Genomic DNA, 26,864 nt, shown 5'->3' with positions numbered 1-26,864 from the left:
ATTTGCCTGCCCACGATGATACCTGCCAGCGTCCAGCACCTGTTCCACCTTCCCGCCGATCCGGCCCAGCTGCACCACGGCCAGCATGCGCCGGGCCTGGTGCTGCTGTCGCTCGTGATCGCCATTTTCACGTCGTGGATGGCCTTCCAGATGACTGCGTACAGCCGCGCGCAGGCAAGCATCAGCCGCCGCTTGCACTTGCTGTGCCTGCTGGCCGGCAGCCTGGCGCTGGGCTGCGGCGTGTGGGCCATGCATTTCATCGGCATGCTGGCCTTCGAGCTGGGCACCAGCGTCGCCTACGATCCGGGCCTGACCTTGCTATCCATCGTGCCCAGCGTGGCGGCCTCGTTCGTGGCCCTGGCCACCATCAGCCGGCGCGCCGTCACGGCGCCGCTGCTGCTCAGGAGCGGCCTGCTGGTGGGCCTGGGCATCGGCGCCATGCATTACACGGGCATGCACGCCATGCGCATGGGCCTGTCGCTGCGCTACGACCCGCTGCTGTTCGCGCTGTCGCTCGTCGTTGCCGTGGCGCTGGCCACCGTGGCCCTGTGGATACGCTTCGGCCTGCGCGGCTGGAGCGGCCGCGTGTCCGCCTCGCGGCGCACCTTGATCAGCGCTGGCGTCATGGGTTGCGCGATTGCCGGGATGCATTACATGGGCATGCAAGCCGCCCGCTTCGTGGGGACGATTCCCCCAGGCAATGATGCCGATGCCAACCGGCCCATGCTGGTGATCAGCGTGACCCTGCTGACCATCGCCCTGACGATCCTCGTCGCCTCGGCCGTGGGCATCTTGCGCTACCGCGAACTGTTTCGCCACCTGAACCAGAGCGAACACTGGACGCGCTCGCTGTTGACGAGCACGGTCGACGGCGTCATCACCATCGACCGGCATGGCGACATCGTCGACTTCAACGGCGCCGCCGAGCGCATCCTCGGCTGGCGGTCGGCGGAAATTGTCGGCCGCCACGTCAGCCTGCTGGTCAGCGACGTGCGCCAGTCGGAACAGCAGGGCCTGCTGCACTACCTGCGCACGGGCGAAGGCGAGGCGGTCCACACCAGCGAGGAAATCGTCTACCTGCGCAAGGATGGAGTACCGGTCGCCGTGCAGCGCTCGATGGCCAGCGCGCGCCTGGCCGACCAGGATTTATATGTGCTGTTCATTACGGACATCAGCGAACGGCGCGCCATGCTGGCCGCCCTGCGCGAAAGCGAGCAGCAGTTGCGCTCGCTGATCGGCAATCTGCCCGGCATCGCCTTTCGCTGCACCACGGCGGAAAACCAGCCCATGCTGTTCATCAGCGATGGCGTGGAAGGGGTCACCGGCTATCCGCCCGCCGACTTTCTCGGCGCCGCGCCGCGCCGCACCATCACGGGCCTGATCGCCAGCGAAGAGCGCGCCTACGTCATCGATGTCTTCAACCGCAGCGTCGCCAGCGGCGAGCCCTACCTGCTCGAATACCGGCTGCTGCATGCCGACGGCACGGCGCGCTGGCTGTGGGAGCGGGGCACCGTCGTGCACGACGCGGCAGGCGCCGTACGCTGGGTCGACGGCGTCATCCTCGACATCAGCGAACGGCGGCAAATGGAGGAAGACTTGCGCATGGCCAAGGAAAAAGCGGAGCTGGCGGCCGCCACGCGGGCCAGCTTCGTCGCCAACATGAGCCATGAAATCCGCACGCCGATGAATTCCATCCTCGGTTTTACCGATGTGCTGCTCGACTCGCCGCTGGCGCCGGAGCAGCGGCGCCACCTCGATACCGTACGCCAATCCGGCCGCTCGCTGTTGCGCCTGCTCAACGAAGTGCTCGATACTGCCAAACTGGACAAGGGCGCCGTGGCGCTGGAATTGCGCGACTACAGCCTGCTGGCGCTGGTCGACGAACTGGCGTCCACGTATGGCATCCATGCGCGCGCCAAGGGCTTGCGCATGGAGGTGCAGTACGACCCGCAACTGCCGGCCCTGCTGCATGGCGACGAATTGCGCATGCGGCAAGTGCTGGGCAACCTGCTCGACAACGCCATCAAGTTCACGCCCGGCGGCGTCGTCAGCCTGGCGGCGCGCCGCGACGATGGCCAGCTGCACCTGCTGGTGCAGGACAGCGGCATCGGCATCCCCGCGGAACGGCGCGACGCCATTTTTGACCCGTTCGTGCAAGCGGACGCCTCGACCACGCGGCGCTTCGGCGGCACGGGCCTGGGCACCACCATCAGCCGGCAGCTGGTGACCCTGATGCAGGGGCGCATCTGGGCCGATGCCGCCTTGCCGCACGGCAGCGTGTTCCACGTCATGCTGCCCTTGCTGCCGGCGCGCCAGGCGGCGCTGCCCGCCAGCGAACGACGCAGCGTGCGCCTGCCGCCCCTGCGCGTGCTGGCCGCCGACGACGTGCCGCAAAACCTGGAACTGCTGAGCTTACTGCTGGGCAAGCGTGGCCACACGGTGGTCACGGCCGGCGATGGCGCGCAAGCCTTGCAGCTGGCGCAGCAGGATGACTTCGACGTGCTGCTGCTGGACTTGCAAATGCCGCACATGGATGGCCTGGCCGCCACGCAAGCCATCCGTGCCGCCGCCCTGCGCGACGGACGCCCGCGCGTGCCCGTGATCGCCATGACGGCCAGCGTGCTCGAGGCGCACCGCAAGGCGGCGCGGGCGGCCGGCATGGACGGTTTCGCCACCAAGCCCGTCGAATGGCAGGCGCTGGCGCTGGAAATCGCGCGCGTGCTGGGCCTGGCGGCGGACCCGGCCGACGATAGCCTCGCACCGCCGCCCGCTGGCGGACGGGTGCTGCACCATGTGGGCGCCCTGCAGCGCTGGGCCGGCAACGACAGCGCCTACCGCGCGGCGCTGGCCCGTTTCGGACGCGAACATCCGCGCCTGCCGCCCGCCCTGCTGGCCGCCATCGAGGCGCGCGACCACGCGGCGCTCTTGTCGCACAGCCACCAGTTGCGCGGCGTGGCCGCCAACCTGGGACTGGAGCAACTGGCCGCCAGCCTGGCGGCGCTGGAGCAATGCTGCGCCGGTCCCGGTCCCGGTGCCGCTCCCGCCACGGCGCAGCAGCTCGACGAGATCCTGGGCGCCCTGCTGACGCAATGGCCGGCGGCAACGGCCGCCATCGCCCGGCTGGCGCCGCCTGTCTTGCCGGCGGCAACGGCGGCGGCCATCGACGCGCCCGCCGTCCGGCAAGCGGCCAATGCCCTGTTAAGCGCCTTGCGGCGCGGCGAACTCGATGACGCGGCGCAAGCACAGTTGCAGCACGCCATGGGCGCGCAAGCGGACGAGCTGGCGCCGCTGCTGCATGCCATCGACGACTTTGATTTCCCCCTGGCACAGTCGCTGCTGCACGACTTGCTGCACACCTACGCCCCGGAGTCCCCATGAATGCACCAGCCAGGCCCGTGATTCTCATCGTCGACGATGAGGCGGCCAATTTGCAATTGCTGCGCCAGATCTTGCAGAACGACTATGCGCTGCTGTTCGCCAAGGATGGTGCGCGGGCGCTGGCACTGGCGCAGCAGGAGCGCCCGGCCCTGATCCTGCTCGACGTGATGATGCCCGGCATGAGCGGCCACGACGCCTGCCGCCAGCTGAAGGCCGCGCCGCTGACGGCCGCCATTCCCGTCATTTTCGTCACGGCCCTGAACGACATGCGCGACGAACTGGGCGGTTTTGAGGCGGGCGCCGTCGATTACATCACCAAGCCGCTCAGCCCCGCCATCGTGCGCGCCCGCGTGCGCACGCACCTGTCGCTGGTGCGCATCGATGAATTGAAGGAAACGCGGCTGCAGATCGTCCAGCGCCTGGGCCTGGCGGCCGAATACAAGGACAATGAAACAGGCTTGCACGTGATCCGCATGAGCCATTACGCACGCCTGCTGGGCGTGGCCGCCGGCATGGACGAGGCCGCCGCTGACGACCTGCTGCACGCGGCGCCCATGCACGACGTGGGCAAGATCGGCATTCCCGACCGCATCCTGCAAAAGCCGGGCAAGCTCGACGCGGACGAATGGAGCATCATGCAGACGCACGCGCGCATCGGCGGCGACATCATCGGCGAACATGCGGAAGGCGGCATGCTGGCGCTGGCGCGCGCCATCGCCGTGTCGCACCATGAAAAATGGGATGGCAGCGGTTACCCGAACGGCTTGGCAGGCGAAGCGATCCCGCTGGCGGGGCGCATCGTCGCCGTGGCGGACGTGTTCGACGCGCTGACCTCGGTGCGCCCGTACAAGCGCGCGTGGTCGGTGACGGACGCCGTGGGCTATCTGCAAGCGCAACAAGGCAGCCATTTCGATGCGCGGCTGGTCGACCTGTTTGTCGGGGAATTGCCCGCCATCGACGCCATCCGGCTGCGCTGGGCAGAGAAAGCGGAACACCTCGCGCCCGCTTGAAGAGTGAACTCCCGCCACGGCCAGCGTTGTTGCGTCACACAAGCAAGTGCCGGACAGATGGCGCCGGCGCCGATGCAGACCACTGGAGGGGCCAGGAGTTCAATGCCATTATGGCTGGCGCTGGGGCAGGCATTTTGATGCACATCAAACAGCTCGCACTTTCCTGGCTGCGCACTTGCAGATGGCCCTGGCCTCTCTTTTTTTGACTTACATCAAGCCCAGCATAGGAAAAGCCCCGGCCAGCACGGCAATGCTGGACTTGCCCGTGTTGCCGTTCTAGCCTTGTTGCCATCCTGACTACCGAGTGACAACATGGCTTACAAATCCATCCTCGTCCACGCCGACCTGTCGCGCCATGCGCCGCAGCGCATCGCCATCGCGGCGCGGCTGGCGCACGCGCACCAGGCGCACCTGATCGGCGCCGCCATGACGGGCATGTCGCGCTTTACCCTGGAAAACAACCGCGGCATGCGCGGCGGCGCCGTGGCGGCGCAGATTTCAGCCTTGCATGGGCAGGCGGAACAGGCGCTGGACCAGTTCGAGACGCTGGCGCGCCAGGCCGGCGCCGCCTCGCTCGAGCGGCGCCTGATCGAAGACGACGAGGATGGCGGCATGGCCGTCAGCGCCCGCTACAGCGATCTGACCGTGCTGAGCCAGCACGACGACAGCGAAGCCTTGCCCGGCGCCATGAGCGACCTGGTGCCCTACGTGATGCTGAACGCTGCCCGTCCCGTGCTGATCGTGCCGCGCAGCGGCCAGTTCGCACAGGTGGACAACACGGTCGTGGTGGCCTGGGATGGCAGCATGGAAGCGACGCGCGCCATCGGCCACGCCCTGCCCCTCTTGCGCGCGGCGCGCCTGGTGGTGCTGGCCCTGCTGCACCCGCCGGTCGGCCACGCGCAGCCGGCGCGCCATCCGGGCGCCGACATCGCCGCCTACCTGAGCCGCCATGGCGTGCCCGTGGAAGTGCGCCCGGCCGTCGCCACGGGCGACATCGGCGCGGCGCTGCTGGCCATGGCCGCCGAAGTGCATGCGGACCTGCTGGTGATGGGCGGCTACGGCCACGCGCGCTTCCGCGAAATCCTGCTGGGCGGCGTGACGGAAACCGTGCTGCGCCAGATGACCTTGCCGGTGCTGATGGCGCACTGACACCAAGCGCGCTCCATGTCGTTGCACAATGGGTATACTTGCCTGTTTATCCATATCAAAGCAATGTACATGAACCAACAACTCGTCAATTGGGGCAATAGCCTGGTGCCATTCGGTGGCGAACTGCTGTGGAGCGCCCTGCCGTGGATGCTGCTGTGCAGCGCGGCCGGCTTCGTGCTGGCGCTCGGCATCTGCTACCAGCTGGCCAGAAAATGCCTGCTGGTGCGCCGTCCCCGCGCCTGGCATGTGGCCGCCAAGCTCAGCTATGTGCTGATCCTGCTCGCGCTGCCGCTCCTCGGTGCCGGATTTGGCGCCGTGCACAGCGTGCACCGCGTGGTCAACCAGGCCCTCGAGCGCGACTTGCAGCCCGTGGTCGAAGCGCAGATGCCGGCGCTGCGCGTCTACCTGGAACAGCAGGTCAAGCTGATCGCCCCGGGCCAGCCCATCAGCGTGCGCAGCCTGCTCGAACCGTTCGTGCAAGGCATGTATTACCAGCCCACGTCCAGCAGCTACTGGGAACGCAGCAAGGCGCGCTGGATCAATGAATTCATTCTGCGCCGCGGCAGCGTGCTGCTGACGCAGGTGCTGCAGGAACAGCTGATCGCCAGGGTCGGCCTGCTCGGCGAAGCGCTCAAGGGCGCCAACTTCCGTGGCCAGGCGACGGGCGAGCTGGCCGCGCTGGGCACCGACCTGGCCGTGCGCCTGACCACCGACGTAGCGCGCCATGCCGACTTCAGCAAACTCGACAAGTCAGTGCCGATGATCTTCATCGACGCCATCAAACGGCAAGCCGGCGCCTATTTCAATTCGCTCAAGATCACGCTGGGCCTGTTCGCGCTGGCGGCGCTGCTGCTGGTATGGGGCGAGATCATGCTGTACCGCCATTACTACCTGCGCCGCCATCCGCCCGCCGCGGCCCTGCCCGTGTCGCCCATGTAAAAAAAGCCGCGCCTCCTTGCGGATGGCGCGGCTTTCAGGCGGTAGCTAAACCCTTAGGCTTTGCGCTGCGCCACGGCGTCGACGACGCACAGGGCCGTCATGTTGACGATGCGGCGCACGGTGGCCGATGGCGTCAGGATGTGCACGGGCTTGGCGCAACCGAGCAGGATCGGACCGACGGCGATGCCGTTGCCGGCCGCCGTCTTCACCAGGTTGTAGGCGATGTTGGCCGATTCGATGTTCGGCATGACCAGCAGGTTGGCGTCGTTCTTCAGTGCCGAATTCGGCATGATTTTTTGACGCAGCTTGCTGTCGAGGGCCGTATCGCCGTGCATTTCGCCGTCGATTTCCAGGTCCGGCGCGCGTTCCTTGATGATAGCCAGCGCGGCGCGCATCTTTTGCGCCGAGGCGCTGTCGCTGGAACCGAAGTTCGAGTGCGACAGCAGGGCCGCGCGCGGCGACAGGCCGAAACGGGTCATCTCTTCGGCGGCCATGATGGTGATCTCGGCCAACTGGTCCGCGTCCGGGTTTTCATTGACGTGCGTGTCGACCATCACCAGCTGGCGTTCCGGCATGATCAGCACGTTCATGGCGGCGTAGACATTGCTGCCGGCGCGCTTGCCCAGCACCTGGTCGATGTATTTCAGGTGCAGCTGGGTAGTGCCGAAGGTGCCGCAGATCATGCCGTCGGCGTCGCCCTTGTGGATCATCATCGAACCGATCAGGGTGTGACGGCGGCGCATTTCCAGTTTAGCGTATTCCTCGGTGACGCCTTTGCGGCTCGTCATGGCGTAGTACGTATTCCAGTAATCGCGATAGCGCTCGTCGAAGTCCGGGTTGATCACGTCGAAGTCGACGCCTTGCTTGAGGCGCAGGCCGAACTTCTGGATGCGCGCTTCGAGCACCGGTGGACGGCCGACCAGGATGGGACGCGCCAGTTTTTCATCGACCACCACTTGCACGGCGCGCAGCACGCGCTCTTCTTCGCCTTCGGCGTAGACGATGCGTTTGAGTTCGGCCGGCGTGGATTTGGCCATCAGGAACAGCGGCTTCATGAAGGTGCCGCTGCGGTAGACGAATTGCTGCAGGCTGTCCGCGTACGCTTGCAAGTCCTTGATCGGACGCGTGGCCACGCCCGAATCCTCGGCCGCCTTGGCGACGGCCGGGGCGATCTTGATCAGAAGACGCGGATCGAACGGCATCGGGATCAGGTATTCAGGACCGAACGACAGGTTGCTGATGCCGTAGGTGGTGGCCACAATGTCGGACTGCTCGGCATGCGCCAGGTCGGCGATCGCGTGCACGACGGCGATTTCCATCTCGCGCGTGATGGTGGTGGCGCCGCAATCGAGGGCGCCGCGGAAGATGTACGGGAAGCACAGCACGTTGTTGACCTGGTTCGGATAGTCCGAACGGCCCGTGGCGATGATGGCGTCGCTGCGCACGGCCTTGACTTCTTCCGGCAGGATTTCCGGATTCGGGTTGGCCAGCGCCAGGATCAGCGGGTTCGGCGCCATCTTGCGCACCATGTCTTGCTTCAGCACGCCGCCGGCGGAGACGCCGAGGAAGATGTCGGCGTCCGGGATGATCTCGGCCAGGGTGCGCAGCGGCGTGTCTTGCGCGAAGCGTTCCTTGTCCGGGTCCATCAGTTCCGTGCGGCCCTTGTAGACGACGCCGGCCAGGTCGGTGACGTAGATGTTTTTCAGCGGGAAGCCCAGGTCGACGATCAGGTCCAGGCAGGCCAGCGCCGCGGCGCCCGCGCCCGACACGACCAGCTTGCAATCCTCGATCTTCTTGCCGACGGCTTTCAAGCCGTTCAGGATGGCCGCGCCGACGATGATGGCGGTGCCGTGCTGGTCGTCATGGAAGACGGGAATCTTCATGCGGTCGCGCAGCTGGCGCTCGATGTAGAAGCACTCGGGCGCCTTGATGTCTTCCAGGTTCACGCCGCCGAAGGTCGGTTCCAGCGAAGCGATGATGTCGACCAGCTTGTCCGGGTCCATCTCGTTGATCTCGATGTCGAAGACGTCGATGCCGGCGAACTTCTTGAACAGCACGCCCTTGCCTTCCATCACCGGCTTGGCGGCCAGCGGGCCGATATTGCCCAGTCCCAGCACGGCCGTGCCGTTGGTGATGACGGCCACCAGGTTGCCGCGCGCCGTATATTTATAGGCATTCGCCGGATCGATGACGATTTCTTCGCAGGGAGCGGCCACGCCTGGCGAGTAGGCCAGCGCCAGGTCGCGCTGGTTGGTCAGTTGTTTGGTCGGCGTCACGCTGATTTTGCCGGGGCGCGGGCACTCGTGATACTCGAGTGCGGCCAAGCGCAATTGTTGACGCAATTCTTCTTTTTTATCAGATGACGAATCCATGCTGTGCTGCCTTCCTGTTTGGTCGATCGGGTGTTCCGGATTTTATCAGACCGATTCTTTCAATTAGCTAGGTATTTTCCGCTAGCCACAGTCTGATATCACGAAAACGCATAACCTAGCATTGTAAGGCCGTGCGGCGGCACAAACGTCCTGAACAGGAAAAACTATCGAATTTTAGATTCCAATTAGTTTTTATGATGGAATATCGGCGGCGCGCCACAGCGGCAGCGCGGCGACGGCCCGCTCGATATCGTCCATGTCGTCCGCGCCGAGGGTGCCGTCGAACGGCGCGGACAAAATGCGGCGCATCAGCGCCAGGCGCGTCGTCGCTTGCTGCGCGTCGATGAAGCGCGTCGTCTCCGCGCAATACTGCGCGCGGCGCAGGGCATCGGCGCCGTCATCGTCGCCGTCGGGATAATAATGGCGGCCGATGTGATGCAGCGACTGCAGCAGGAATTCGATCTCGCGCAGGATGCGCAGCGCATCCTCGCCGGACAGCACGATGCGGCGGTTGGCGGGCAGCAGGGACGGCGGCGCGGCCCGGTTATTCAAAATTTTCATCTGTCAGGAAGGCATAGCCGTCATCGATCAGCATCTGCAAATACGAGTCGAAGCTGTCGGCGATGACCAGGTAGCTGTCGGGATCGTGCAGGAAGCGCACCACCTGCCCCACCTTGCCCGACGCCGTGGGCGTGAAATCGATATACAGCCGGGACGAGCCGCCATTGTTCATGCAATGCGAAAAACACAGGCGCTGGCCCTGCCGGATGCCGGCGTCGATGCGGGCGTCGACGATGCCGGGATCGTCGTCCAGATAATGGCCGTAGATGTCGGCGATGCTGCGCTGGTTCGCCTGCCCGTCCTTGAGGATCTGCTCGACGGAGCTCAGGTAATACGGATACTCGAACACGTCCGAGCCCAGCATGTATACCAGCACCGTGCCGCCCGCATACTTCTGATAATAGGTGCCGTTGTACTGGCCCAGCAAGCGCAGCAGGCTGTCCGGGCACAGCGGATACGTTTCGCGCAGGCTGGCCAGTTGCGCCGCGCTGGCGCCGCTGGCCAGCGCCAGCTCCGCCAGCGGTTCCGGCGGCATGGCCTGGCGCAATCCTGTCAAATAGTGGTCGACGATGTTCATGGGCGAAATATAGCAACTGCCGGCACCCGGCAAGCGCACGCTAACGCGACGGGGCCAGATGAGCACCGGGTGCGAAGCGCACGGCGATCAGCAACAAGACCACGACGCCGGCGGCCATCACCATCCACGCCTGCGCCAGGCTGGACGAATGCTGGCGGATCAGGCCGGCGATGAAGGGCATGCTGCTGGCGATGATGTAGCCGCCGCCCTGCACAAAGCCCAGCAGCGCGCCGGCGCCGGCCGGGTCCGTCACATGGTCCATGCTGACGATCAGCGACAGGGGGAACAGGGCGCCGATGCCGCAGCCCAGGAATATCACGGCGGGCAGCGCCAGTTGCGCGGGCGCCACGATCAGGCAAGCCAGGCCGGCCAGCACGGCCAGCAGGACAGACAGCAGCAGGATGCGGCGGTCGGGAAAGCGGTGGATGACGCTGGAAATGACCAGTCCCGCCAGCACTTCCACCAGGGTCAGGCCGCCCAGCAGCAAGCCGCTGTCGGCCGCGCTCCAGCCCAGTTCCGTATAAAACGGCGGCAGCCAGGCCAGCACCAGCGTGTAGGCGCCCGTGCCGATGCCAAAAAACACCATCAGCAGCCAGGCGCGGCCACTGCCCACGGGCAGGCTGGCGCCGGCGCCGCCGGCCACGTCCACGCGCGAGGCCGATGCGCGGCGCCACAGCAGCGCGGCCGCCACGGCGGGCAGCGCCCACAGGGCCAGCAGCGCCTGCCAACCCAGCGACTGCGCCAGCGGTGAGGCGGAGGCGGCTGCAATGGCCGCGCCGCCCATGATGCCCGTCGTATAAAACCCCATCAGCTGCCCTGCCCGCGCGGGGAAATGGCGCTTGATGAAGGCGGGCAACAGCGCCTGCACCAGCGCGATGCCCAGGCCGCCCAGGGCCGCCGTGGCGATCAGGCCGCCGCTGCCGTGCAAGGGCCAGCGCAGCGCGCAGGCGCAGGCGATGATGGCGATGCCGATGCCGATGCCGCGCGCCACGCCCAGGCGGCGCTGCAGCTGCGCGCCCAGCAAGGCGCACACGCCCATGGCGAACACGGGCACGGTGGTCAGCAAGCCCGCGTCGGCATTACTGAGGCCCGTGCCGGCCTGGATGCTGTCCAGCAAGGGGCCGATGGCGGCCAGGATGGGGCGCAGGTTCAGGCCCAGCAGGATGATGGCGGCCACCACCAGGGCGGACGAGGGAAGCGGGGAAGAGACGGGGCGTTCGGATGGCATGGGAGAGTAGTCCTTGCCTCGCTGGGAGGCACATGGTTTAATGCGTCATATAAAATAACTCGATGAAAAGTATCTTAACATAAAGATAGAAATGTATCTTGATGTCGAGATAAATGGATGGCACCATGACAGATACCCCGCAAGAACACACGCGCGCGCAATTTGCCGCCGCACAATGGCAGCGCGAACTGCCGCAGATGGATACGAACGCCATGCAGCTGGTGGGCCAGCTGGGCACGGTGGCGCAGCTGATGGCGCGCGACTGGCTCAACCCCCTGTTTGCGGAACACGGCTTGCAGCCGGGCGAATTCGACGTGCTGGCCACCCTGCGCCGCTCCGGTGCGCCATATGCGCTGACGCCGACGGCCCTGTACGAGGCGGCCATGCTGTCCTCGGGCGGCATGACCAACCGCATCGACCGCCTGGAAGCGGCCGGCCTGATCGAACGCCGGAAGCATCCGACGGACCGGCGCGGCGTGCTGGTGGCCCTGACGCAAAGGGGATTGGAATTGATTGAAAGGCTGGTGCTGTTGCACGTGGACAACGAACGCGCGATGCTCTCGGCTTTGAACTCGGACGAGCAGCGCCAGCTCGACCAGTTGCTGGCCAAGCTGCTGCACGGCATGGCGCAGGCGAAGAAAGTCTAAGTTTAGGAAAGCAGGCGCGCCAGCTCGCGCAGGGCCGCATGGCCGCGCCGGGCTTGGCGCTGCAATTCTTCCGGCGCACAGTGTCCATACAGGGCCTGGACGTGGCCCTCGCTGGCGGCGCGCAGGTCGAGTTCGCCCGCACCGGGATCGGGCAACTGCCCCTCGACCAGGGTCAGGAAATAATGGCGGGGCGCGCCATGCAGGTTGGTCGCGAACTGCAGCACCAGGCCGCTGTCGAACAGCAGCGCCCCGCTGTGGGCGCCACTTTCCAGCAGCAGCCGGAACGGCGGCAGGGGGCGCCGCGCCGCGCGCAGCACGCTGGCCAGGCGCACTTGATAGCCGAGCTCCAGCCCGTTCGCGTGCAAGCGGCCCTGCTGCAGATACACCTTGAAAGAGGCCTGCACGGCCCGGCCGGCACGGCGGAACCAACGCTCATCCTCATACAGGCACAGCTGGCCGCCGTCGCACAGTTCATCAAAGCCGCGCGCCAGCAGTTCCGGCGCCGTAAACGTGTCCAGGCCGACGGCCTGCGGTTCGCGCAGCCAGCCGTCGTCAAGATACGACTGCAGCACGGTGTGGATATCGTGTAGGGGCATAGAAAAATGAACAAGGCTGGCAAAGACGGGCATTGTAGGCCAGCCTATAATAGTGGCGCCACACCCTTACTCAACCTGCAGACGAACCATGGCCCCACACGACGCGCTTTCCGAATTCGACCTGATCAAACAATATTTCGTGCGCCAGCGCCCCGGCCGCGCCACCCTGGGCATCGGCGACGATTGCGCGCTGATAACTCCCGGCGCGGGCAAGCAGATCGCCATCTCCTCGGACATGCTGGTCGAGGACCGGCACTTCTTTGCCGGCGCCGACGCCCGCATGCTGGGCCACAAAAGCCTGGCCGTGAATTTGTCCGACCTGGCCGCCATGGGCGCGCGTCCCGTCGCATTTACTTTGGCCCTGGCCCTGCCGCAGGCGGAACGCGCCTGGCTGGCCGGCTTTGCCGACGGCCTGTTCGCGCTGGCCGACGCCTTTGATTGCGAACTCATCGGCGGCGACACCACCAAGGGCCCCTTAAATATCTGCATCACCGTGTTTGGCGAACTGACGCCGGGCCAGGCCCTGCGCCGCAGCGCGGCCGTGGCGGGCGACGATATCTGGGTCAGCGGCACGATCGGCGACGCGCGCCTGGCGCTGGCCGGCTACCGCATGGAACAGGAGCTGGCGCCCGCCGACCTGCTGACAGCGGCCGCGCGCATGCACACGCCCACGCCCCGCGTGGCGCTGGGCTGCGCCCTGGCCGAGGCGGGCCTGGCGCATGCGGCCATCGACATCTCGGACGGCCTGGTGGGAGACCTGGGCCATATCTTGAAAGCGTCGCAAGTGGGCGCCACTCTCGACGTCGACGCCCTGCCGGCCGGCCCCGTGCTGGCGCGGCAAGCGGCCAGCGTGCGCCGCCGCTACACGGCCGCCGGCGGCGACGACTATGAACTGTGCTTCACGGCGCCGACATCGTCGCGCGAGGCCATCGCCGCCCTGGCGGCAAGCTGCGGCACGCCCGTCACGCGCGTGGGCAACATCGAGGCGCAGGCAGGCCTGCGGCTGGTGGATGCAAGGGGGCAGCCGCTCGACCTGCGCTTATCGTCTTTCGACCACTTCAGCGACTAAGTTCTACCGCACCGCCACCCGCGCCAGCCCCGGCTGGTTCACCATCCAGTAGTGCTGGAAGGCCAGGCGGATGTTGTCGCGCAGCTGAGTGTCGTCCCACGGCTTCGTATAAAAACGGTAGATGGCGCCGCGGTTGATCGAATCGAGCACGGCTTCCAGGCCCGTGTAACCGGAGAGGATGATGCGGATGGTTTCCGGGTACAGCTCCTTGACCTTGCTGAGGAATTCCGTGCCGCTCATGCTGGGCATGCGCTGGTCGCAGACGATGACGTGCACGCGGTGCAGCGCCAGCATCTCGAAACCTTCGGCCGGCGTGCTGGCCGTGAGGATGTGATAGCCCTCGGGACGGAACAGGCGGTGCAGCGATGACAGCACGTTGACGTCGTCGTCGACGATAAGCAGGGTTTGCGCCGGCTGCGCGGCCGGGTCGTGGCCGGGCGGCAGGCCGGCGCCGGCGACGATCATCTGCCCCAGTTCCAGCGCCGGCAAGGCGCGGCTGAAATAGAAGCCCTGGATTTCGTCGCAGCGGTTGCGCCGCAGGTATTCCAGCTGCGGGCGCGATTCCACGCCCTCGGCCACCACGCTCAATTTCAGGCTGTGCGCCATGCTGACGATGGCCAGCGCGATGGCCGCGTCGTTCGGGTTGCTGGTGATGTTGCGCACGAAGGCGATGTCGATCTTCAGCTTGTCGATGGGGAAGCGCTGCAGATACGCGAGGCTAGAATACCCGGTGCCGAAGTCGTCGATGGCCACCTTCACGCCGATTTTCTTCAGTTTGCCCAGCACGACGATGGTGCGCTCGGCGTTCGACATCAGCGCCGTTTCCGTCAATTCCAGCTCCAGCAATTCCGGCGCCACGCCGTGCAGCGCCAGCGCCCGCGTCACCTCGCCTTCCAGGTCGCCTTCGGCAAACTGGCGGCTCGACACGTTCACGGCCACGTGCACGGGCCCCACCTCGCTGTCGCGCCACTCGGCGATCTGGCGGCAGGCGGCCTGGATCACCCAGGCGCCCACGCGCACGATCAGCCCCGTGTCTTCCAGCACCGGCACGAATTCGGCCGGCGCCACCAGGCCGTAGCCGGGACGGCGCCAGCGCAGCAGCGCTTCCACGCCGCTGATGCGGCCCGTGCGCAAGTCCACCTTGGGCTGGTAGTACAGGATGAACTGCTCGTGTTCGAGCGCATGGCGCAGCGCCAGTTCCAGGTCCAGCCGCGCCAGCACCTGCACGTTCATGCCGGCCGTGAAAAAGCGGTAGCCGTCGCGGCCCGCCTGCTTGGCGCCGCCCATGGCCGTATTCGCGTATTTGATCAGGGTTTCCGGGTCGGTGGCGTCGTCCGGATACATGGCGATGCCGATGCTGGCCGTCAGGGTGGCCGCATGGCCGCGCAAGTCGAATGGCGCGCGCAAGGCTTCGCGCACCTGGTTCGCCACGGCCACGGCTTCCTGCTGGTTGCGGCTCATGGTGAGTATGAGCGCGAATTCGTCGTTGCCCAGGCGGCCCACCGTGTCGCGCAGGCGCACGCATTCGACCAGGCGGTTGCTGAACTGGCGCAGCAGTTCGTCGCCCAGCGCCGCGCCCAGGGTGTCGTTGATGCTTTTGAAGCGGTCCAGCGCGATGAACAGCACCACGATGCGCCAGCTTTTTTCCTGCGCCAGTTCGACGGCCTGGGCCAGGGTCTGGTAAAACAGGCTGCGGTTCGGCAGCCCCGTCAAGCCATCGTAATGGGCCAGGTGCTTCAGGCGCTCCTGCGCCTGGCGCCGTTCGCTGATGTCGCGCGCCACGGCGATCAGCAGCAGGCCGCCCGCGCCCTGCCCGCCCGCCACGGGCGCCTGCGCATACCAGTGCCAGCCCAGTTCCACGGGTATCAGGCTCAGGTCGCGCCGCACCAGTTCGCATTCCGTCACTTCCGTGGCCAGGTGCGCCGGGCCGCCCGGCAGCCCGGCCAGGGGCGGGGCCGGCGGCGACGGCAGCAAGGTGCCGGGCGCCAGTGCCAGCAGCTCGGCGCGCGCATAGCCGAGCAGGCGGCACGCGCCATCGTTGACGTCGACCAGGGTCATGCCCAGCACGTCGACGAGGAAGATGGCGTCGGTGGTGGCGTCCATGGCGCCGCGAAAGCGCTGCAGTTCGGCCGTGCGCTGGCCCACCGTGCGTTCGAGCAAGGTGTTGTAGTGGCGCGCGGCGCGGTGCAGCAGCCGCACTTCGAGCATGTTGCGGATGCGCGTGAGCACCTCGAGCGCGTCGAACGGCTTGCTGATGAAGTCGCGCGCCCCCGCTTCCAGCGCCGCCAGCTTGGCGTCCGGGTCGGCGGCGATCACCAGCACGGGCAGATAGCCTTCCAGTTCCAGCGGGCGCAAGGCATCCATCACCTCGTAGCCGCTCATGCCGGGCATCGCCAGGTCGAGGATGATCAGGTCGAACTGCTGGCGCTGGTGCAGGCCGGCCACGGCGCGCGCGTCGAGGGTGCTGGTGACGGCCGTGTAGCCGCCGCTCTGCAGCAAATGCTCGAGCAGGCGCAGATTGACTTCCTGGTCGTCGACGATGAGAATTTTCGCCGCGTAGATATCGGCCTGGCTGATCATGGCGCGCCTGTTCCCTTCTGCCGGCGCTGCTGCGCCACGTAAGCCAGGGTGCTGTTGATCGCCTCGGTAAATTCATCGAGGTTGATCGGCTTGGTCAGATAGCGGTAAAAGCCCAGCGCCAGGCTGCGCTCCACGTCGCCCGGCATGGCGTTGGCCGTCAGGGCGATGACGGGAATGTGCGCCGTGCGGGGATCGGCGCGCAGCAGTTTCAGCGCGTCCGTGCCGTTCACGTGCGGCAGGTTGATATCCATCAAAATCAGCTGCGGCAGGTGCGTGCGCGCCATTTCCACGCCCAGGCGGCCATCCGTGGCCGTCAGCAGCTGCAATTGCGGGCAATAGCGCACGATTTCCTCGACCAGGGTCAGGTTGGCGGGATTGTCTTCCACGTACAGCAAGGTCACGGGGGCGCTGTGCTCGAGCAGCGCGCCGGCCAGGTCCGGCCGCGGCAAGGCCAGGGTGGCGGGCGCGGGCAAGGCATCGACCACGCGCAGCTCGATCCAGAACGTGCTGCCCTCGCCGGGCGCGCTGGTCACGCCGATGCTGCCATCCATCAGTTCCACCAGGCGCTTGGTGACCACCAGGCCGATGCCGCTGCCCTCTTCCGTGCCGCCCTCCTGTCCCAGCCGGTTGAAGGGCTGGAACAGCAGCGCCACCTGTTCGCCGTCGAGGCCCACGCCCGTGTCGCGCACGCTGATGCGCACCCGCCCGCCCGCCTGCGGCGCGCAAGCGATGCTCACTTCGCCCTGCTCGCGGTTGTACTTGAGCGCATTCGACAGCAGGTTCAACAAGATCTGCTTGAGGCGCGTGCGGTCGGCCAGCACGTTCAGGGGGCAGGCGTCGGGGAAAGCCATGCCGATGCCGCGCTGGCTGGCCAGCGGCGCGATCATGTCGCGGCATTCCTGCAAGATGGCGTCCAGGCCCACCGGTTCAAGCGACAGGCTGACCGTGCCCGATTCCACCTTCGCCAGGTCGAGGATTTCATTGATCAACGTCAACAGGTGGCGCCCCGATTTCAGGATATGACCGGCGAATTCCTTCTTTTGCTCCAGGGTCGACGGCAGGCGGTCGGAACTGAGGATTTGCGCGAAGCCCAGGATGGCGTTGAGGGGCGTGCGCAATTCATGGCTCATCGACGACAAAAACGCCGATTTGGCATAGTTGGCGCTGCGCGCCTCTTCCATCGCCATGGCCAGTTCGCCATTCGTCATTTCCAGCTGCACCGTGCGCTCGTGCACGCGCACTTCGAGCTCCTGGTTCAGGCGCATGACTTCCTGCTGCGCCTGGGTGCGCTGCTCGCCTTCGCGCGCCAGCTCGCCGTTCGAGCGCTCCAGCGCCTGCGTGCGCAGCTCAATCTCGGCCAGCATCTTGTTGAAGGAATCGACCAGCTGCGCCACTTCGTCGACGCTGAGCTTGCGCGCGCGGCGCGAATAGTCGCCCGTCTCGATCACTTCGCGCGCCACGTCGGCGATATCGAGGATCGGTTGCGTGATGACGAAATCGAGGCGGCGCAGCAGCAGCAAGGCCACCAGCAGCGCCAGCACCGTCACGCCCAGCGCGATGGCCAGGTAATCGGCCGTGCGGCCGGCCAGCTCGTAGTCGGCGCGCAGATACACGGTGCCCAGCAGTTCGCCATTGTCGACGATGGGCTTGAACAGCTCCACCGAGGTGCCCTGGATGCTTTCGCCTTCCTTGCCCACCTTCGCCGGCAGCTCGCCCACATTCTGGTTCGCGCGATAGCTGGCGAACAGGCTGCCGTCGGCCTTGTACAGGGCGCCGGCCGTCACGCGCGGGCGGATGCGCATCAGGTTGAGGTTTTCCAGCGCCAGACGTTCGTCGTCGAAGGCCAGCGCAGCCGAACTCATGTGCCCCAGCAGCTCGGCCTGGGTACTGATATCGGCCACCAGGTTGCGGTGGTAGGCGCGCAAGTCGTAGACAACGATGGTGCCCAGCGAAATGACGAGGGCCACCAGGGTGGTCAGCAAGACCACCGACATCAGCTTGTGGCGGATGGAGCGCAGTCGTATCATCTAGGCGCCTCCCGTCTGCACGCGGTAGGCGGCCAGCAGCATGCGCGCGCTGATGCGGATATGCGCCTGCGCCACGGGTTTCAGGGCCACGTCGAAGCGCACCTTGTCCTCGGCCATCACAAAATTGATCATGCTGCCCATCGCGTAGACCTCATCCGAATCGGACACCGTCAACAACGCCAGGCCACGGCTGGCGGCCAGCATCTCCTGCAGCGCCGCCTTCTCCAGCGCGCCCAGGTACAGCACGTGCAGCCCGGCCAGCGTTTCGCCGCGGCGCACTTTTTTCACCTGCACGGCGCGGCCGTTGACGCTGTGGCCGGCCACGCTCTGTTCGAGCTGCTCGGCCAGCGCATCGGCGCCCGCCACGCCGATCACCAGCGGTGCGTCGGGCCGGGCAAAGCTGCCGTCGGGCCATTCGACAAAGCCGGCAAACTTGTACAGATACGCGGCCTTGACCTGGCGCTCCAGCTCCCCCGGCACCTGTGCCCGCGTCTCCGCGCACAGCACGCCCAACAGCAGCAATAGCCAGCCCCAGCGGTGAGCGCGGCGGCCGGCGCCGCGCGCGGGGTGGCGCAGGGGGCCAGGATGACGCCACCAGGTCCAGTTCAGAATTGCCATGACAACCGAGTAAAGATAATGCATACGAAGGCGCGGCACCATGCCGCTGGCCTGTTCGAGCGATGCGCACCAGGGTGGCGCAGCGACAGAGCGCCTGCCGGCCCGAAGTGGTAGCAAATGTATAAAAGAGTGTACGCATTTTCGCTGTGACCGGGGAAAGTTTCTTTTACCGTTGGCCATGCTACAGTCTTGCCACCATTTTCACCGCCTGCAGGAGTCATCCATGAGCAACGAACTCGTCCCCCTTTCCACCGCGCTCGGCCAGGCCTTGCAAGCGAAGGGCTTGCTGCTGGCCACGGCCGAATCGTGCACGGGCGGCGGCGTGGCGCAAGCCGTCACCGATATCTCCGGCTCGAGCGCCTGGTTCGAGCGGGGTTTCGTCACCTATTCGAACGGGGCCAAGACCGGCATGCTGGGCGTGCCCGCCGCGCTGATCGCCGCACACGGCGCCGTCAGCGAGGAAGTGGCCGCCGCCATGGCGCAAGGCACCCTGCGCCACAGCGAAGCCCAGGTGGCCGTCTCGACCACGGGCATCGCCGGCCCCACGGGCGGCGTACCGGGCAAGCCCGTCGGCACCGTCTGCTTCGGCTGGGCCATGGCCGGGCGCGTGCAGACAGAGCGCCGTGTCTTCGCCGGCGACCGCCAGGCCGTGCGCGAGCAGGCCGTGGCGCACGCGCTGCGGGAACTGCTGCGCTTTATCCAGTAGCATCGGCGATGCAGGCGCGGTCGCGGCCCGCCTGCTTGGCCGCGTACAGGGCGCTGTCGGCGCGCATCAGCAGTTCGTGGCGGCCGGCGCCGTGGCGCGGATACTCGGCGATGCCGGCCGAAAAAGTGCAGCCGGACAAGCTGTGCGGCGCCTGCTGGATCAGCAGCTGGCGGTAGCGCGCGGCGATATCGTCGATCTTGTGCGCCGCGATGAGGCTGTCGGCTTCGCGCAACAGCAGGCAGAATTCCTCGCCGCCATAGCGGCACAGCATGTCGCTGCCGCGCAACTGGCCTTCCACCAGGCGCGCGAACTGGATCAGCACTTCATCGCCAAAGTTATGCCCGTAGGTGTCGTTGACGCGCTTGAAAAAATCCAGGTCGATGATGGCGATGGCCACGGGCGCATCCGCATCGGCTTCGTGCAGGATGGCATTGAGGCAAGTTTCAAAATGGCGGCGGTTGTACAGGCCCGTCAGGTGGTCGCGCATGGCCTGCTCCTTCAGGCTGTCCTGCAGGGAATTGACGTGCAGGATCTGGTGCGCCAGTTCGCGGTTCAGGTGCTCGAGCTTGGCGTTTTCCGTCTCGCGCGCCGCCTGCAGCTCCAGCGCCTTGTCGCGCTCCGCTTTCAGGCTGTGCATTTCCTTTTCCAGGTTGCGCATCAGGCTGCGCGAAGCGCGCGCCGACTTGCTGCTGGCCTCGTACGCGGCCTGGTATTGCTGCAGGAAACCATACGCGGCTTGCCATTCGCCCAGCTGGGCATTGATATCGGACAAGCCGCGCAAGATCTGCTGCTGGTGAAACGGGTTGCGCGTCCAGCTCAGCAGGCTGTGCGCCTGCGTCAGCGAGGCCAGGGCCTGCGCCGTCTGGCCCGCGTGCAAGTCCAGCTTGCCGCGCACCAGCCACGCATGCATCTGCTCTTCCAGGTCCTGGCCGCGGCGCGCATATTCTTCCGCCCGCAACAGCAATTGCAGGGCGCTGGCCGGCTGTTGCAGCAGGATGGCGGCGTGGGCGGCGATGCAAAACAAAAAGGCGCGCACGGCCAGGTCTTCTTCCGGCCACTCGTAAAACGGTTCCACCAGCGCCAGCGCCTCGGCCGGCTTGCCCGTGGCTAATAAACACATGGCCAGGTTGGCCGAAACGATGGTTTGCTGGTACTTGAGCTTTTGCGCGCCGATGATGTCGAGCGCCTCGACCAGCAGAGGAATGGCGTCTTCATCGTTGCCCAGGTCATGCTGCGACGAGGCCAGGTTCGACAGGCTGTTGACCCGGTGCGCGGGGCTGCCGAAACGCTCGGCGATGTCCAGTGCCAGCAGGAAATTGCGCGGACCGTCCTGCGTATCGCCACGGTTCAGGGCATCGACGCCCAGGCGCGCGTACAGCATGAACTTGTGCAGCGAGTCGGGTATCTGCGCGGCCTGGCTGCGCGCCTGCAGAAAATGCTGCTCGGCATCGGCAAAATCGCCGCGCCGGCTCGCATACGCGCCCTGCAGGGCGGCCACTTCCATGCCCCCTTCCAGGTCGCCGCTGTGCTGGAAATACGCGTCCAGGCGTTCGCACGACGGTTCGGCCTCGCCCGCGTAATACGCCAGCCAGCAATGATTGAGTTCCGCATACGCGCCGCCGCGCGCATACTGTTGCCGTTGCGCCGCCGCCAGCGCCATCTGCGCCAGCCGGCGCGCCTGGCGGCGGTTGCCGACCAGGCAAGACAGGGCTTGCTGATTCAGACGGTCAATGTCGGCTTTATCGAGACTGGAGATCGGCACTGCGTCCTCGTTCACACTCTGGGGTGGATTTTTCACACAAAACTTGCTCTGTATCAATGGTATCCTGATTAACATCATAACCAGATTCGCTGTTCCGCATGGCATATTTGCAAAGGATTGTGGTAAAAATGCCAGTCGTGGCCTGGCCGGGCGCCTGCGCCGCTGTCACGGATCTTTGATTGTCACTGACGCAACAACTTGGAGTAGTCGCAATGCAAAACACGGTACATTTCATCCTGCAGGGCAAGGGCGGCATCGGCAAGACCCTCGTCTCGACCCTGCTGGCCCAGTGGATAGGCGGCAAGGACGGCACGCCTTTGCGCTGCTATGACACCGATCAGGAAAACGCCACGTTCTCGCGCTACAAGGCGATGAACGTCAAGCATGTGCCCGTGATGACGGATGCGCGCAACATCGACCCGAAACGCTTCGACGCGCTGATGATCGACATCCTCGAAGAAGACGGCAACTGCGTGGTCGACAATGGCGCGAACACGTTTTCGCCGCTGATGGGCTACCTGCTGGAAAACGATTGTTTTTCGCTGCTGCAAGAATCGGGCCGCAAGGTGTACATCCACACCATCGTCGGCGGCGGCGACACCCTGCACGACACGGCCACGGGTTTTGTCGCCACGGCCCAAGCGACGACCGTGCCGCTGGTGCTGTGGCAAAACGAACACTTCGGCCTGCTGCAATCGGCGTCCGGCAAGCAATTCGTCGAATCGCAGTCGTACAGCGACAACCGCGCGCGCGTCAAAGGCAGCATCACCTTGAGCCAGCGCAATCCCGACACCTTTGGCGCGGACGTCAAGAAAATGAACACGGCGCGCCTGACGATGCAGGAAGTGTTGCAGAATGACAAGTTCAACATCATGGAAAAGCAGCGCATCAAGGTCGTCTACCGCGACATCTTCGAACAGCTCGACAAGGTGCAGTGGTAGATGGACCAGCACAAACTGCGCAGCCACGTATTCGACAAGACGGGCATCAAGATCGACGTCGATGACCCGATATTCGCCCTCGTGGCGCTGAACGAAGCCGTGCTGGCGGAAACCGTCGAGCGCCAGCTGGCCTTGCTGGACGCCGCCACGCAGGCGCTGGCGGCCCAGGCGCGCGCGGCGGGCGGCTTGCCTCCCTTGCCGGCGGCAGCCATGCCCCAGCCCGTGCCGGCAGTACCCGCGCCAGCGCCGACCGGCTTCACGCCGCGCGAATGGCGTTTGCTGGGCGCCGCGGCCATCGTCTCCATCGCCAGCGCGCTGCTGGTGCTGGGCGGCGCGGCCCTGTTGTATAAACTGTAGCACCGACCGTAGCACCGTCGCGCTGCGCCAGCCACGAGCGAGCCGCAGCGTCTTCTCCACCTATCCCTGGAAGCATGCATGAAACCGATCAAATTGCTGGCCCTCCCCGCCCTGCTGCTGTCGCTGTACGGCGCTCCCCTGAGCCTGACCCACGCCGCCGATGCCGCCAAGGCCGCCACGACGGCGCCCCTGGGCGCGACGGCCGTGCCGCACATCGCCTACGAAAAATACACCTTGCCGAACGGCCTGGACGTCATTCTCGTGGAAGACCATAAATTGCCCGTCACGGCCGTCAATATCTGGTACCACGTGGGGCCGGCCAATGAAGCGCCGGGCTTGACGGGCTTTGCGCATTTGTTCGAGCACATGATGTTTGCCGCCACCAAGCACGTGCCGCGCGGCATGGCCGACCAGTTGCTCGAAGGCGCGGGCGCCACCGATTCGAACGGCAGCACGGATTTCGACCGCACCAATTATTTCGACACGGTGCCGTCGAACCAGCTGGAACTGGCCCTGTGGACGCATTCCGACCGCATGGGCTACCTGCTGGACGTGCTCGACCAGACGGCGCTGACGAACCAGCAGGACGTGGTGCGCAACGAGCGCCGCCAGAGCGTGGAAAATGCGCCGTACGGCATCGTGCAGGAAGCCCTGTACCACCAGCTGTTTCCCAAGACCCATCCGTATTACGCCAGCGTCATCGGTTCGCACGCGGACATCCAGAACGCGAAACTGGCCGACATCAAGGATTTCTTCACCAAATACTATGGCCCCAACAATGCCAGCCTGGTGATCGCCGGCGATATCGACAAGGCGAAGACCAAGGAACTGGTCAACAAATACTTCGGCAGCTTCAAGAGCGGCCCGGCCGTGCCGAAACCCGCTGTCGTGACGCCGCCCATCACGCAGGAACGCCGCATCGTGGTGCAGGACCGGGTCGAATTGCCGCGCGTCTTCATGGCCTGGCTGACGCCGTCCGCCTACACCAAGGATGATGCGGAACTGTCGATGGCCGCGCACATCCTGGCCGGCGGCAAGTCCAGCCGCCTGTACAAATCGCTCGTGTACGACAAGCAGATCGCCCAGGACGTGGGCGCCAGCCAGGGTTCGAACGCCCTCACGTCCATCTTCACCATCGACGCGACGGCGCGCCCCGGCCACCAGCCCGAGGAAATCGAGCAAGCGCTGCAAGTGGAGCTGGAGCAATTGCGCGCCAAGGGCCCCACCGGGAAGGAACTGGAACGGGCGCGCAACAGCATCGAGACCACCATGCTGAGCCAGGTGGAAAAAATGGGCGGGCGCGGCGTGGCCAACTTGCTCAACGAATACAACCAGTACCTGGGCGACCCCGGCTACCTGGCCAAGGATATCGAGCGCTACCGCCAGGTGACGGCGGTCGGCGTGCAGCGCGCCGTGGATACCTACCTGAAAAACCAGTCGCGCGTCGTCGTCTACGGCGTGCCGGGCAAGCCGGACCTGGGCGCGGAAGTGCCGACGCCGGCGCCGGGCAAGGTCAAGCCTGCGCCAGGCACGGCCATCAATGCGGACGAGCCATGGCGCAATGCCGTGCCGAAGGCCGGTCCCGCGCCGAAGATTGTGCTACCGCAAGGCAAGTCGTTCACCTTGGCGAACGGCCTGACCGTGATCCACCACTACAACGGGGCCGTGCCGCTCGTTTCCAGCCAGCTGGTGATCAAGAGCGGCTCGGGCGCCAATCCGCTGGCGCAGCCGGGCTTGTCGAGCTTTACGGCGCAATTGCTGCAGGAAGGCACTGCCACGCGCAGCGCGCCGCAGATCGCCGACGATGTGGCGCAACTGGGCGCCCTGCTGAGCACCGGTTCCGGCACGGATGCCTCGTTTGCCCAGTTGACATCGCTCAAAGCCACGTTCCCGCAAGCGCTGGACGTGCTGGCCGACGTGGTGCTGCACCCGCAATTCCCGCAAGAAGAGGTGGAGCGCCAGCGCGCCAGCCGCATCGGACAGCTGGCGCAGCAGCGCGAAAACGCGGGTGCCGTGGCGGCCCGCGTGGAAGCGGCGGCCCTGTATGGCCCGCAACATCCGTACGGCTACATCCAGCTGGGCACGGAAGCGGCGCTGAAGGCGGCCAGCCGCGCCGACCTGCAAGCGTTCTGGCAGCAGCATTACCTGCCGAACAATGCGGCGCTGATCGTTTCGGGCGATATCGGCGAAGCGGAATTGAAGGCGCTGGCCGAAGCGAAGTTCGGCAGCTGGAAGGCAGGCACGGTGGCGCAGTCCGTGGCCGCCACGCCGCAGACGACGAAGGCAAAATTGATCTTGGTCGACAAGCCGGGCGCACCGCAAACGGCCGTGCGCCTGTCCGCCATCGCCGTGCCGCGCGCCACGCCCGATTACGCGCCGCTGCAAGTGATGAACGCGGCGCTGGGCGGCTTGTTTACCAGCCGCCTGAACACCAACTTGCGCGAAGAAAAGGGCTACACATATGGCGTGCGCTCGCAATTCCAGTACCGCAATCAGCCTGGACCGTTCTCGATTGCCGCCAGCGTGCGCACCGATGTGACGGGCCCGGCCGTGTCGGAAACCGTCAAGGAATTGCGTGCCATGATCGCCAAGCCCCTGAGCAGCAAGGAATTGGCGAATGCGCGCAACTCGCAAGTGCTGTCGCTGCCGGGCCAGTTCGACACGAACGCCAGCATCAGCGCCAGCATGGCGAACGCGTACATCTACGGCCTGGGACTCGACTATTACACGACCTTGCCGCAGCGCTTTGCCAGCGTGACGGACAAGCAGGTGCAGCAGGTGGCGAAAAAATACCTGCAGCCGGAAAAGCTGATCGTCATCGGCGTGGGCGACAAGGCGAAGATCGCCCCGCAATTGAGCAAGCTCAAACTGGCGCCCGTGGAACTGCGCGATGCTGAGGGTAACGTGAAATAAGACTAGCGGCGCTTGAACAGCGCCAGCTTGTCGATGATCGCCGCCACGGCCACGCCGGCCGTGTAGGCGATCAAATCACCCCAGCCGAAGGTGGAACCCAGCGCCAGGTGTCCCAGCGGATGCGCGCGCAGCTCGACGATCCACGGCGCCTGGTAAAGCTGGCCGAACTCCACGGCAAAGCAGATCAGCAAAGACCACAAGGCCAGTTGCCACGTACGCATGCGCGTGGCAATGATGCCCAGCGCAAAGACGATCATCATGGCCCACAAGGCGTCGCCCGGATATTTGCCCAATGCAGCGGGAAGGAATTGGGGATAGGCGCGCGAGGCCAGGCCCAGCGCGATGACAGCCACGGTTGCGCCCACCTGCAGCAGGCGGCGGCGTTCAGGTTTTACCAGGAACATATTTCCATTCAAAGGCACGATACGGGCCGAACCATTGCGGCCCGTCCGATATTGTACTGCGCGGCCGTGTCCGCCTGTAGCCTAATGCGCCTGGCTCCCCTCAGTCCAGGTCGACGTTCTCCGCCAGGAAATCGAGCAAAGCGCGCACGCGCAGCGGCACATGCCCGCCTTGCCCCACGAAGACGGCATGCACGTCCTCGCTATCGCCAGGATTGAACGCTTCCAGCACGGCCTGCAAACGGCCCGCCGCGATATCGCCGCGCACCTGGAAGGCGGCCAGGCGCGCCAATCCCAGTCCCGCCAGCGCCAGTTGCCGCAAGGCTTCGCCATCGCTGGCCTGCGCATTGCCGGTGACCGGCACGACGACGTCCCCCTCGGGCAAGCGCAGCGGCCAGCCCGAGCGGGCGCGCGCGTAATTGGCGTCGAGCAAATTATGCGACGCCAGCTCGGCCGCCAGCAGCGGCGTGCCGCGCCGCGCCAGGTAGGATGGCGCCGCGACGATCACCATGCGCGTCTGGCCCAGCTTGCGCGCCAGCAGGCTGGAACTTTTCAGGGGACCGGCCCGCACGGCCACGTCCGTGCGCTGCTCGAGGATATCGACCACGGCATCCGTGAGCACGACGTCGAGCGTCACCTGCGGATAGCGTTCGAGGAACAGCGGCGCCAGCGGCAACAAAAAATGCTGGCCGAACGGCACGTTCGCATTCACGCGTATTTTGCCGCGCGGCACATCCTGCACGCCCGCGCAGCGCTCGGCCTCGTCCAGGGCCGCCAGCACCTGCATGCCCCGTTCGTACAGGCCGCAGCCCTCGGCCGTCAGCTGCAGCTGGCGCGTGGAGCGGTTCAGCAGGCGCGCGCCCAGGCGCTCTTCCAGCCGCGAGACGAGCTTGCTGACGGCCGATGGCGTCATGCCGCAAACGCGCGCGGCGGCGGAAAAGCCGCCCAGTTCGACCACGCGCACAAACACTTCCAGCTCGCCGGAACGATTCACTTCCAGTCTGGCCATTGTGAATTCAACTCATAAATGTTC

21 protein-coding genes are annotated in these 26,864 nt (G+C 65.9%); 10 read left to right on the top strand and 11 right to left on the bottom strand.

The window, feature by feature from the left end; translation table 11 throughout:
- Positions 1-15 precede the first annotated feature (15 nt).
- The 4 genes from CLU94_RS16460 (at position 16) to CLU94_RS16445 (ending at position 6,476) form a co-directional block, all read left to right on the top strand.
- Positions 16-3,378, top strand: a complete 3,363-nt coding sequence (locus CLU94_RS16460) for an MHYT domain-containing protein (RefSeq protein ID WP_099666392.1) — start codon at positions 16-18, stop codon at positions 3,376-3,378.
- Positions 3,375-4,388, top strand: a complete 1,014-nt coding sequence (locus CLU94_RS16455; RefSeq protein ID WP_099666391.1) for a response regulator — start codon at positions 3,375-3,377, stop codon at positions 4,386-4,388. Before CLU94_RS16460 ends, CLU94_RS16455 begins: the two co-directional genes overlap by 4 nt.
- A gap of 312 nt (positions 4,389-4,700) precedes the next feature.
- Positions 4,701-5,537: a universal stress protein gene (locus tag CLU94_RS16450; RefSeq protein ID WP_099666390.1), complete on the top strand. Its 837-nt coding sequence runs from the start codon at positions 4,701-4,703 to the stop codon at positions 5,535-5,537.
- Between the two features lie 69 nt (positions 5,538-5,606).
- Positions 5,607-6,476: a hypothetical protein gene (locus CLU94_RS16445; protein WP_143451438.1), complete on the top strand. Its 870-nt coding sequence runs from the start codon at positions 5,607-5,609 to the stop codon at positions 6,474-6,476.
- 53 nt (positions 6,477-6,529) lie between these two features.
- Here CLU94_RS16445 and CLU94_RS16440 read toward each other — a convergent pair whose 3' ends face one another.
- The 4 genes from CLU94_RS16440 to CLU94_RS16425 form a co-directional block, all read right to left on the bottom strand.
- Positions 6,530-8,848: an NADP-dependent malic enzyme gene (locus CLU94_RS16440; protein ID WP_099666388.1), complete on the bottom strand. Its 2,319-nt coding sequence runs from the start codon at positions 8,846-8,848 to the stop codon at positions 6,530-6,532.
- Positions 8,849-9,040: 192 nt separating this feature from the next.
- Positions 9,041-9,409 carry a hypothetical protein gene (locus CLU94_RS16435; RefSeq protein WP_218965302.1) on the bottom strand — a complete coding sequence of 123 codons (369 nt, stop codon included), beginning with the start codon at positions 9,407-9,409 and terminating at the stop codon, positions 9,041-9,043.
- Entirely contained in the window at positions 9,393-9,986 is a 594-nt protein-coding gene (locus tag CLU94_RS16430) for an SMI1/KNR4 family protein (RefSeq protein ID WP_099666387.1), read from the bottom strand. Before CLU94_RS16430 ends, CLU94_RS16435 begins: the two co-directional genes overlap by 17 nt.
- A gap of 40 nt (positions 9,987-10,026) precedes the next feature.
- Positions 10,027-11,214 carry an MFS transporter gene (locus CLU94_RS16425; protein ID WP_099666386.1) on the bottom strand — a complete coding sequence of 396 codons (1,188 nt, stop codon included), beginning with the start codon at positions 11,212-11,214 and terminating at the stop codon, positions 10,027-10,029.
- A 125-nt stretch (positions 11,215-11,339) separates the two neighbouring features.
- Here CLU94_RS16425 and CLU94_RS16420 point away from each other — a divergent pair, with 125 nt between their 5' ends.
- On the top strand, positions 11,340-11,861 hold the full coding sequence (locus CLU94_RS16420; RefSeq protein ID WP_099668348.1) for a MarR family winged helix-turn-helix transcriptional regulator: 522 nt from the start codon (positions 11,340-11,342) through the stop codon (positions 11,859-11,861).
- A gap of 2 nt (positions 11,862-11,863) precedes the next feature.
- On the opposite strand, the gene CLU94_RS16415 is transcribed toward CLU94_RS16420, so the two are convergent.
- Positions 11,864-12,457 (bottom strand): hypothetical protein, encoded by a 594-nt coding sequence (locus CLU94_RS16415; RefSeq protein WP_099666385.1) that lies wholly within the window; start codon positions 12,455-12,457, stop codon positions 11,864-11,866.
- 88 nt (positions 12,458-12,545) lie between these two features.
- Between CLU94_RS16415 and thiL the strand changes: the two genes are divergently transcribed.
- Positions 12,546-13,526 (top strand): thiamine-phosphate kinase, encoded by a 981-nt coding sequence (gene thiL / locus CLU94_RS16410; RefSeq protein ID WP_099666384.1) that lies wholly within the window; start codon positions 12,546-12,548, stop codon positions 13,524-13,526.
- A gap of 3 nt (positions 13,527-13,529) precedes the next feature.
- On the opposite strand, the gene CLU94_RS16405 is transcribed toward thiL, so the two are convergent.
- From CLU94_RS16405 to CLU94_RS16395, 3 genes are read right to left on the bottom strand one after another with little or no spacing between them, the layout of a single operon-like run.
- A complete protein-coding gene (locus tag CLU94_RS16405; RefSeq protein WP_099666383.1) occupies positions 13,530-16,106 on the bottom strand; it encodes an EAL domain-containing protein in 2,577 nt (858 codons plus the stop codon).
- The gene (locus CLU94_RS16400; RefSeq protein WP_099666382.1) at positions 16,103-18,133 is read right to left on the bottom strand and encodes an ATP-binding protein; all 2,031 of its coding nucleotides are present in this window, start codon (positions 18,131-18,133) and stop codon (positions 16,103-16,105) included. Before CLU94_RS16400 ends, CLU94_RS16405 begins: the two co-directional genes overlap by 4 nt.
- Positions 18,134-18,751, bottom strand: coding sequence for a YfiR family protein (locus CLU94_RS16395; protein WP_180278680.1), 618 nt, complete (start codon positions 18,749-18,751; stop codon positions 18,134-18,136).
- 223 nt (positions 18,752-18,974) lie between these two features.
- Here CLU94_RS16395 and CLU94_RS16390 point away from each other — a divergent pair, with 223 nt between their 5' ends.
- Positions 18,975-19,457 (top strand): CinA family protein, encoded by a 483-nt coding sequence (locus tag CLU94_RS16390; protein WP_099666380.1) that lies wholly within the window; start codon positions 18,975-18,977, stop codon positions 19,455-19,457.
- Here the strand turns inward: CLU94_RS16390 and CLU94_RS16385 are convergent.
- A complete protein-coding gene (locus CLU94_RS16385; RefSeq protein ID WP_251350145.1) occupies positions 19,447-21,219 on the bottom strand; it encodes a GGDEF domain-containing protein in 1,773 nt (590 codons plus the stop codon). The two genes, CLU94_RS16390 and CLU94_RS16385, sit on opposite strands and share 11 nt — an antisense overlap.
- A 212-nt stretch (positions 21,220-21,431) precedes the next feature.
- Here CLU94_RS16385 and CLU94_RS16380 point away from each other — a divergent pair, with 212 nt between their 5' ends.
- The 3 genes from CLU94_RS16380 to CLU94_RS16370 all read left to right on the top strand — a co-directional run bounded on the left by CLU94_RS16380 (position 21,432) and on the right by CLU94_RS16370 (position 25,430).
- Positions 21,432-22,160 (top strand): hypothetical protein, encoded by a 729-nt coding sequence (locus tag CLU94_RS16380; RefSeq protein WP_077408658.1) that lies wholly within the window; start codon positions 21,432-21,434, stop codon positions 22,158-22,160.
- Positions 22,161-22,517 (top strand): hypothetical protein, encoded by a 357-nt coding sequence (locus CLU94_RS16375; protein WP_176376572.1) that lies wholly within the window; start codon positions 22,161-22,163, stop codon positions 22,515-22,517.
- A gap of 78 nt (positions 22,518-22,595) precedes the next feature.
- Positions 22,596-25,430 carry a M16 family metallopeptidase gene (locus CLU94_RS16370; protein WP_099666379.1) on the top strand — a complete coding sequence of 945 codons (2,835 nt, stop codon included), beginning with the start codon at positions 22,596-22,598 and terminating at the stop codon, positions 25,428-25,430.
- 2 nt (positions 25,431-25,432) lie between these two features.
- Here CLU94_RS16370 and CLU94_RS16365 read toward each other — a convergent pair whose 3' ends face one another.
- Positions 25,433-25,834 carry a ribosomal maturation YjgA family protein gene (locus CLU94_RS16365; protein ID WP_099666378.1) on the bottom strand — a complete coding sequence of 134 codons (402 nt, stop codon included), beginning with the start codon at positions 25,832-25,834 and terminating at the stop codon, positions 25,433-25,435.
- Positions 25,835-25,934: 100 nt separating this feature from the next.
- Complete coding sequence (locus CLU94_RS16360) at positions 25,935-26,840, bottom strand: LysR family transcriptional regulator (protein WP_099666377.1); 906 nt, start codon at positions 26,838-26,840, stop codon at positions 25,935-25,937.
- Positions 26,841-26,864: the final 24 nt, after the last annotated feature.

It is taken from the genome of Janthinobacterium sp. 13, assembly GCF_002749695.1.
GTDB lineage: Bacteria > Pseudomonadota > Gammaproteobacteria > Burkholderiales > Burkholderiaceae_D > Janthinobacterium > Janthinobacterium kumbetense.
Note: the sequence above shows the minus strand (reverse complement) of the source record. Positions and strands in the feature narration are given on the sequence as shown.

Bases quoted from the DNA above. Each gene is read 5' to 3' on its own strand.
- CLU94_RS16415 (WP_099666385.1), bottom strand. From the start codon at position 12,457: ATGCCCCTACACGATATCCACACCGTGCTGCAGTCGTATCTTGACGAC.
- CLU94_RS16365 (WP_099666378.1), bottom strand. From the start codon at position 25,834: ATGTTCCTGGTAAAACCTGAACGCCGCCGCCTGCTGCAGGTGGGCGCA.
- CLU94_RS16360 (WP_099666377.1), bottom strand. From the start codon at position 26,840: ATGGCCAGACTGGAAGTGAATCGTTCCGGCGAGCTGGAAGTGTTTGTG.
- CLU94_RS16450 (WP_099666390.1), top strand. From the start codon at position 4,701: ATGGCTTACAAATCCATCCTCGTCCACGCCGACCTGTCGCGCCATGCG.
- CLU94_RS16440 (WP_099666388.1), bottom strand. From the start codon at position 8,848: ATGGATTCGTCATCTGATAAAAAAGAAGAATTGCGTCAACAATTGCGC.
- CLU94_RS16435 (WP_218965302.1), bottom strand. From the start codon at position 9,409: ATGAAAATTTTGAATAACCGGGCCGCGCCGCCGTCCCTGCTGCCCGCC.
- thiL (WP_099666384.1), top strand. From the start codon at position 12,546: ATGGCCCCACACGACGCGCTTTCCGAATTCGACCTGATCAAACAATAT.
- CLU94_RS16395 (WP_180278680.1), bottom strand. From the start codon at position 18,751: ATGGCAATTCTGAACTGGACCTGGTGGCGTCATCCTGGCCCCCTGCGC.
- CLU94_RS16400 (WP_099666382.1), bottom strand. From the start codon at position 18,133: ATGATACGACTGCGCTCCATCCGCCACAAGCTGATGTCGGTGGTCTTG.
- CLU94_RS16425 (WP_099666386.1), bottom strand. From the start codon at position 11,214: ATGCCATCCGAACGCCCCGTCTCTTCCCCGCTTCCCTCGTCCGCCCTG.
- CLU94_RS16430 (WP_099666387.1), bottom strand. From the start codon at position 9,986: ATGAACATCGTCGACCACTATTTGACAGGATTGCGCCAGGCCATGCCG.
- CLU94_RS16455 (WP_099666391.1), top strand. From the start codon at position 3,375: ATGAATGCACCAGCCAGGCCCGTGATTCTCATCGTCGACGATGAGGCG.
- CLU94_RS16380 (WP_077408658.1), top strand. From the start codon at position 21,432: ATGCAAAACACGGTACATTTCATCCTGCAGGGCAAGGGCGGCATCGGC.
- CLU94_RS16375 (WP_176376572.1), top strand. From the start codon at position 22,161: ATGGACCAGCACAAACTGCGCAGCCACGTATTCGACAAGACGGGCATC.
- CLU94_RS16460 (WP_099666392.1), top strand. From the start codon at position 16: ATGATACCTGCCAGCGTCCAGCACCTGTTCCACCTTCCCGCCGATCCG.
- CLU94_RS16405 (WP_099666383.1), bottom strand. From the start codon at position 16,106: ATGATCAGCCAGGCCGATATCTACGCGGCGAAAATTCTCATCGTCGAC.
- CLU94_RS16420 (WP_099668348.1), top strand. From the start codon at position 11,340: ATGACAGATACCCCGCAAGAACACACGCGCGCGCAATTTGCCGCCGCA.
- CLU94_RS16370 (WP_099666379.1), top strand. From the start codon at position 22,596: ATGAAACCGATCAAATTGCTGGCCCTCCCCGCCCTGCTGCTGTCGCTG.
- CLU94_RS16390 (WP_099666380.1), top strand. From the start codon at position 18,975: ATGAGCAACGAACTCGTCCCCCTTTCCACCGCGCTCGGCCAGGCCTTG.
- CLU94_RS16445 (WP_143451438.1), top strand. From the start codon at position 5,607: ATGAACCAACAACTCGTCAATTGGGGCAATAGCCTGGTGCCATTCGGT.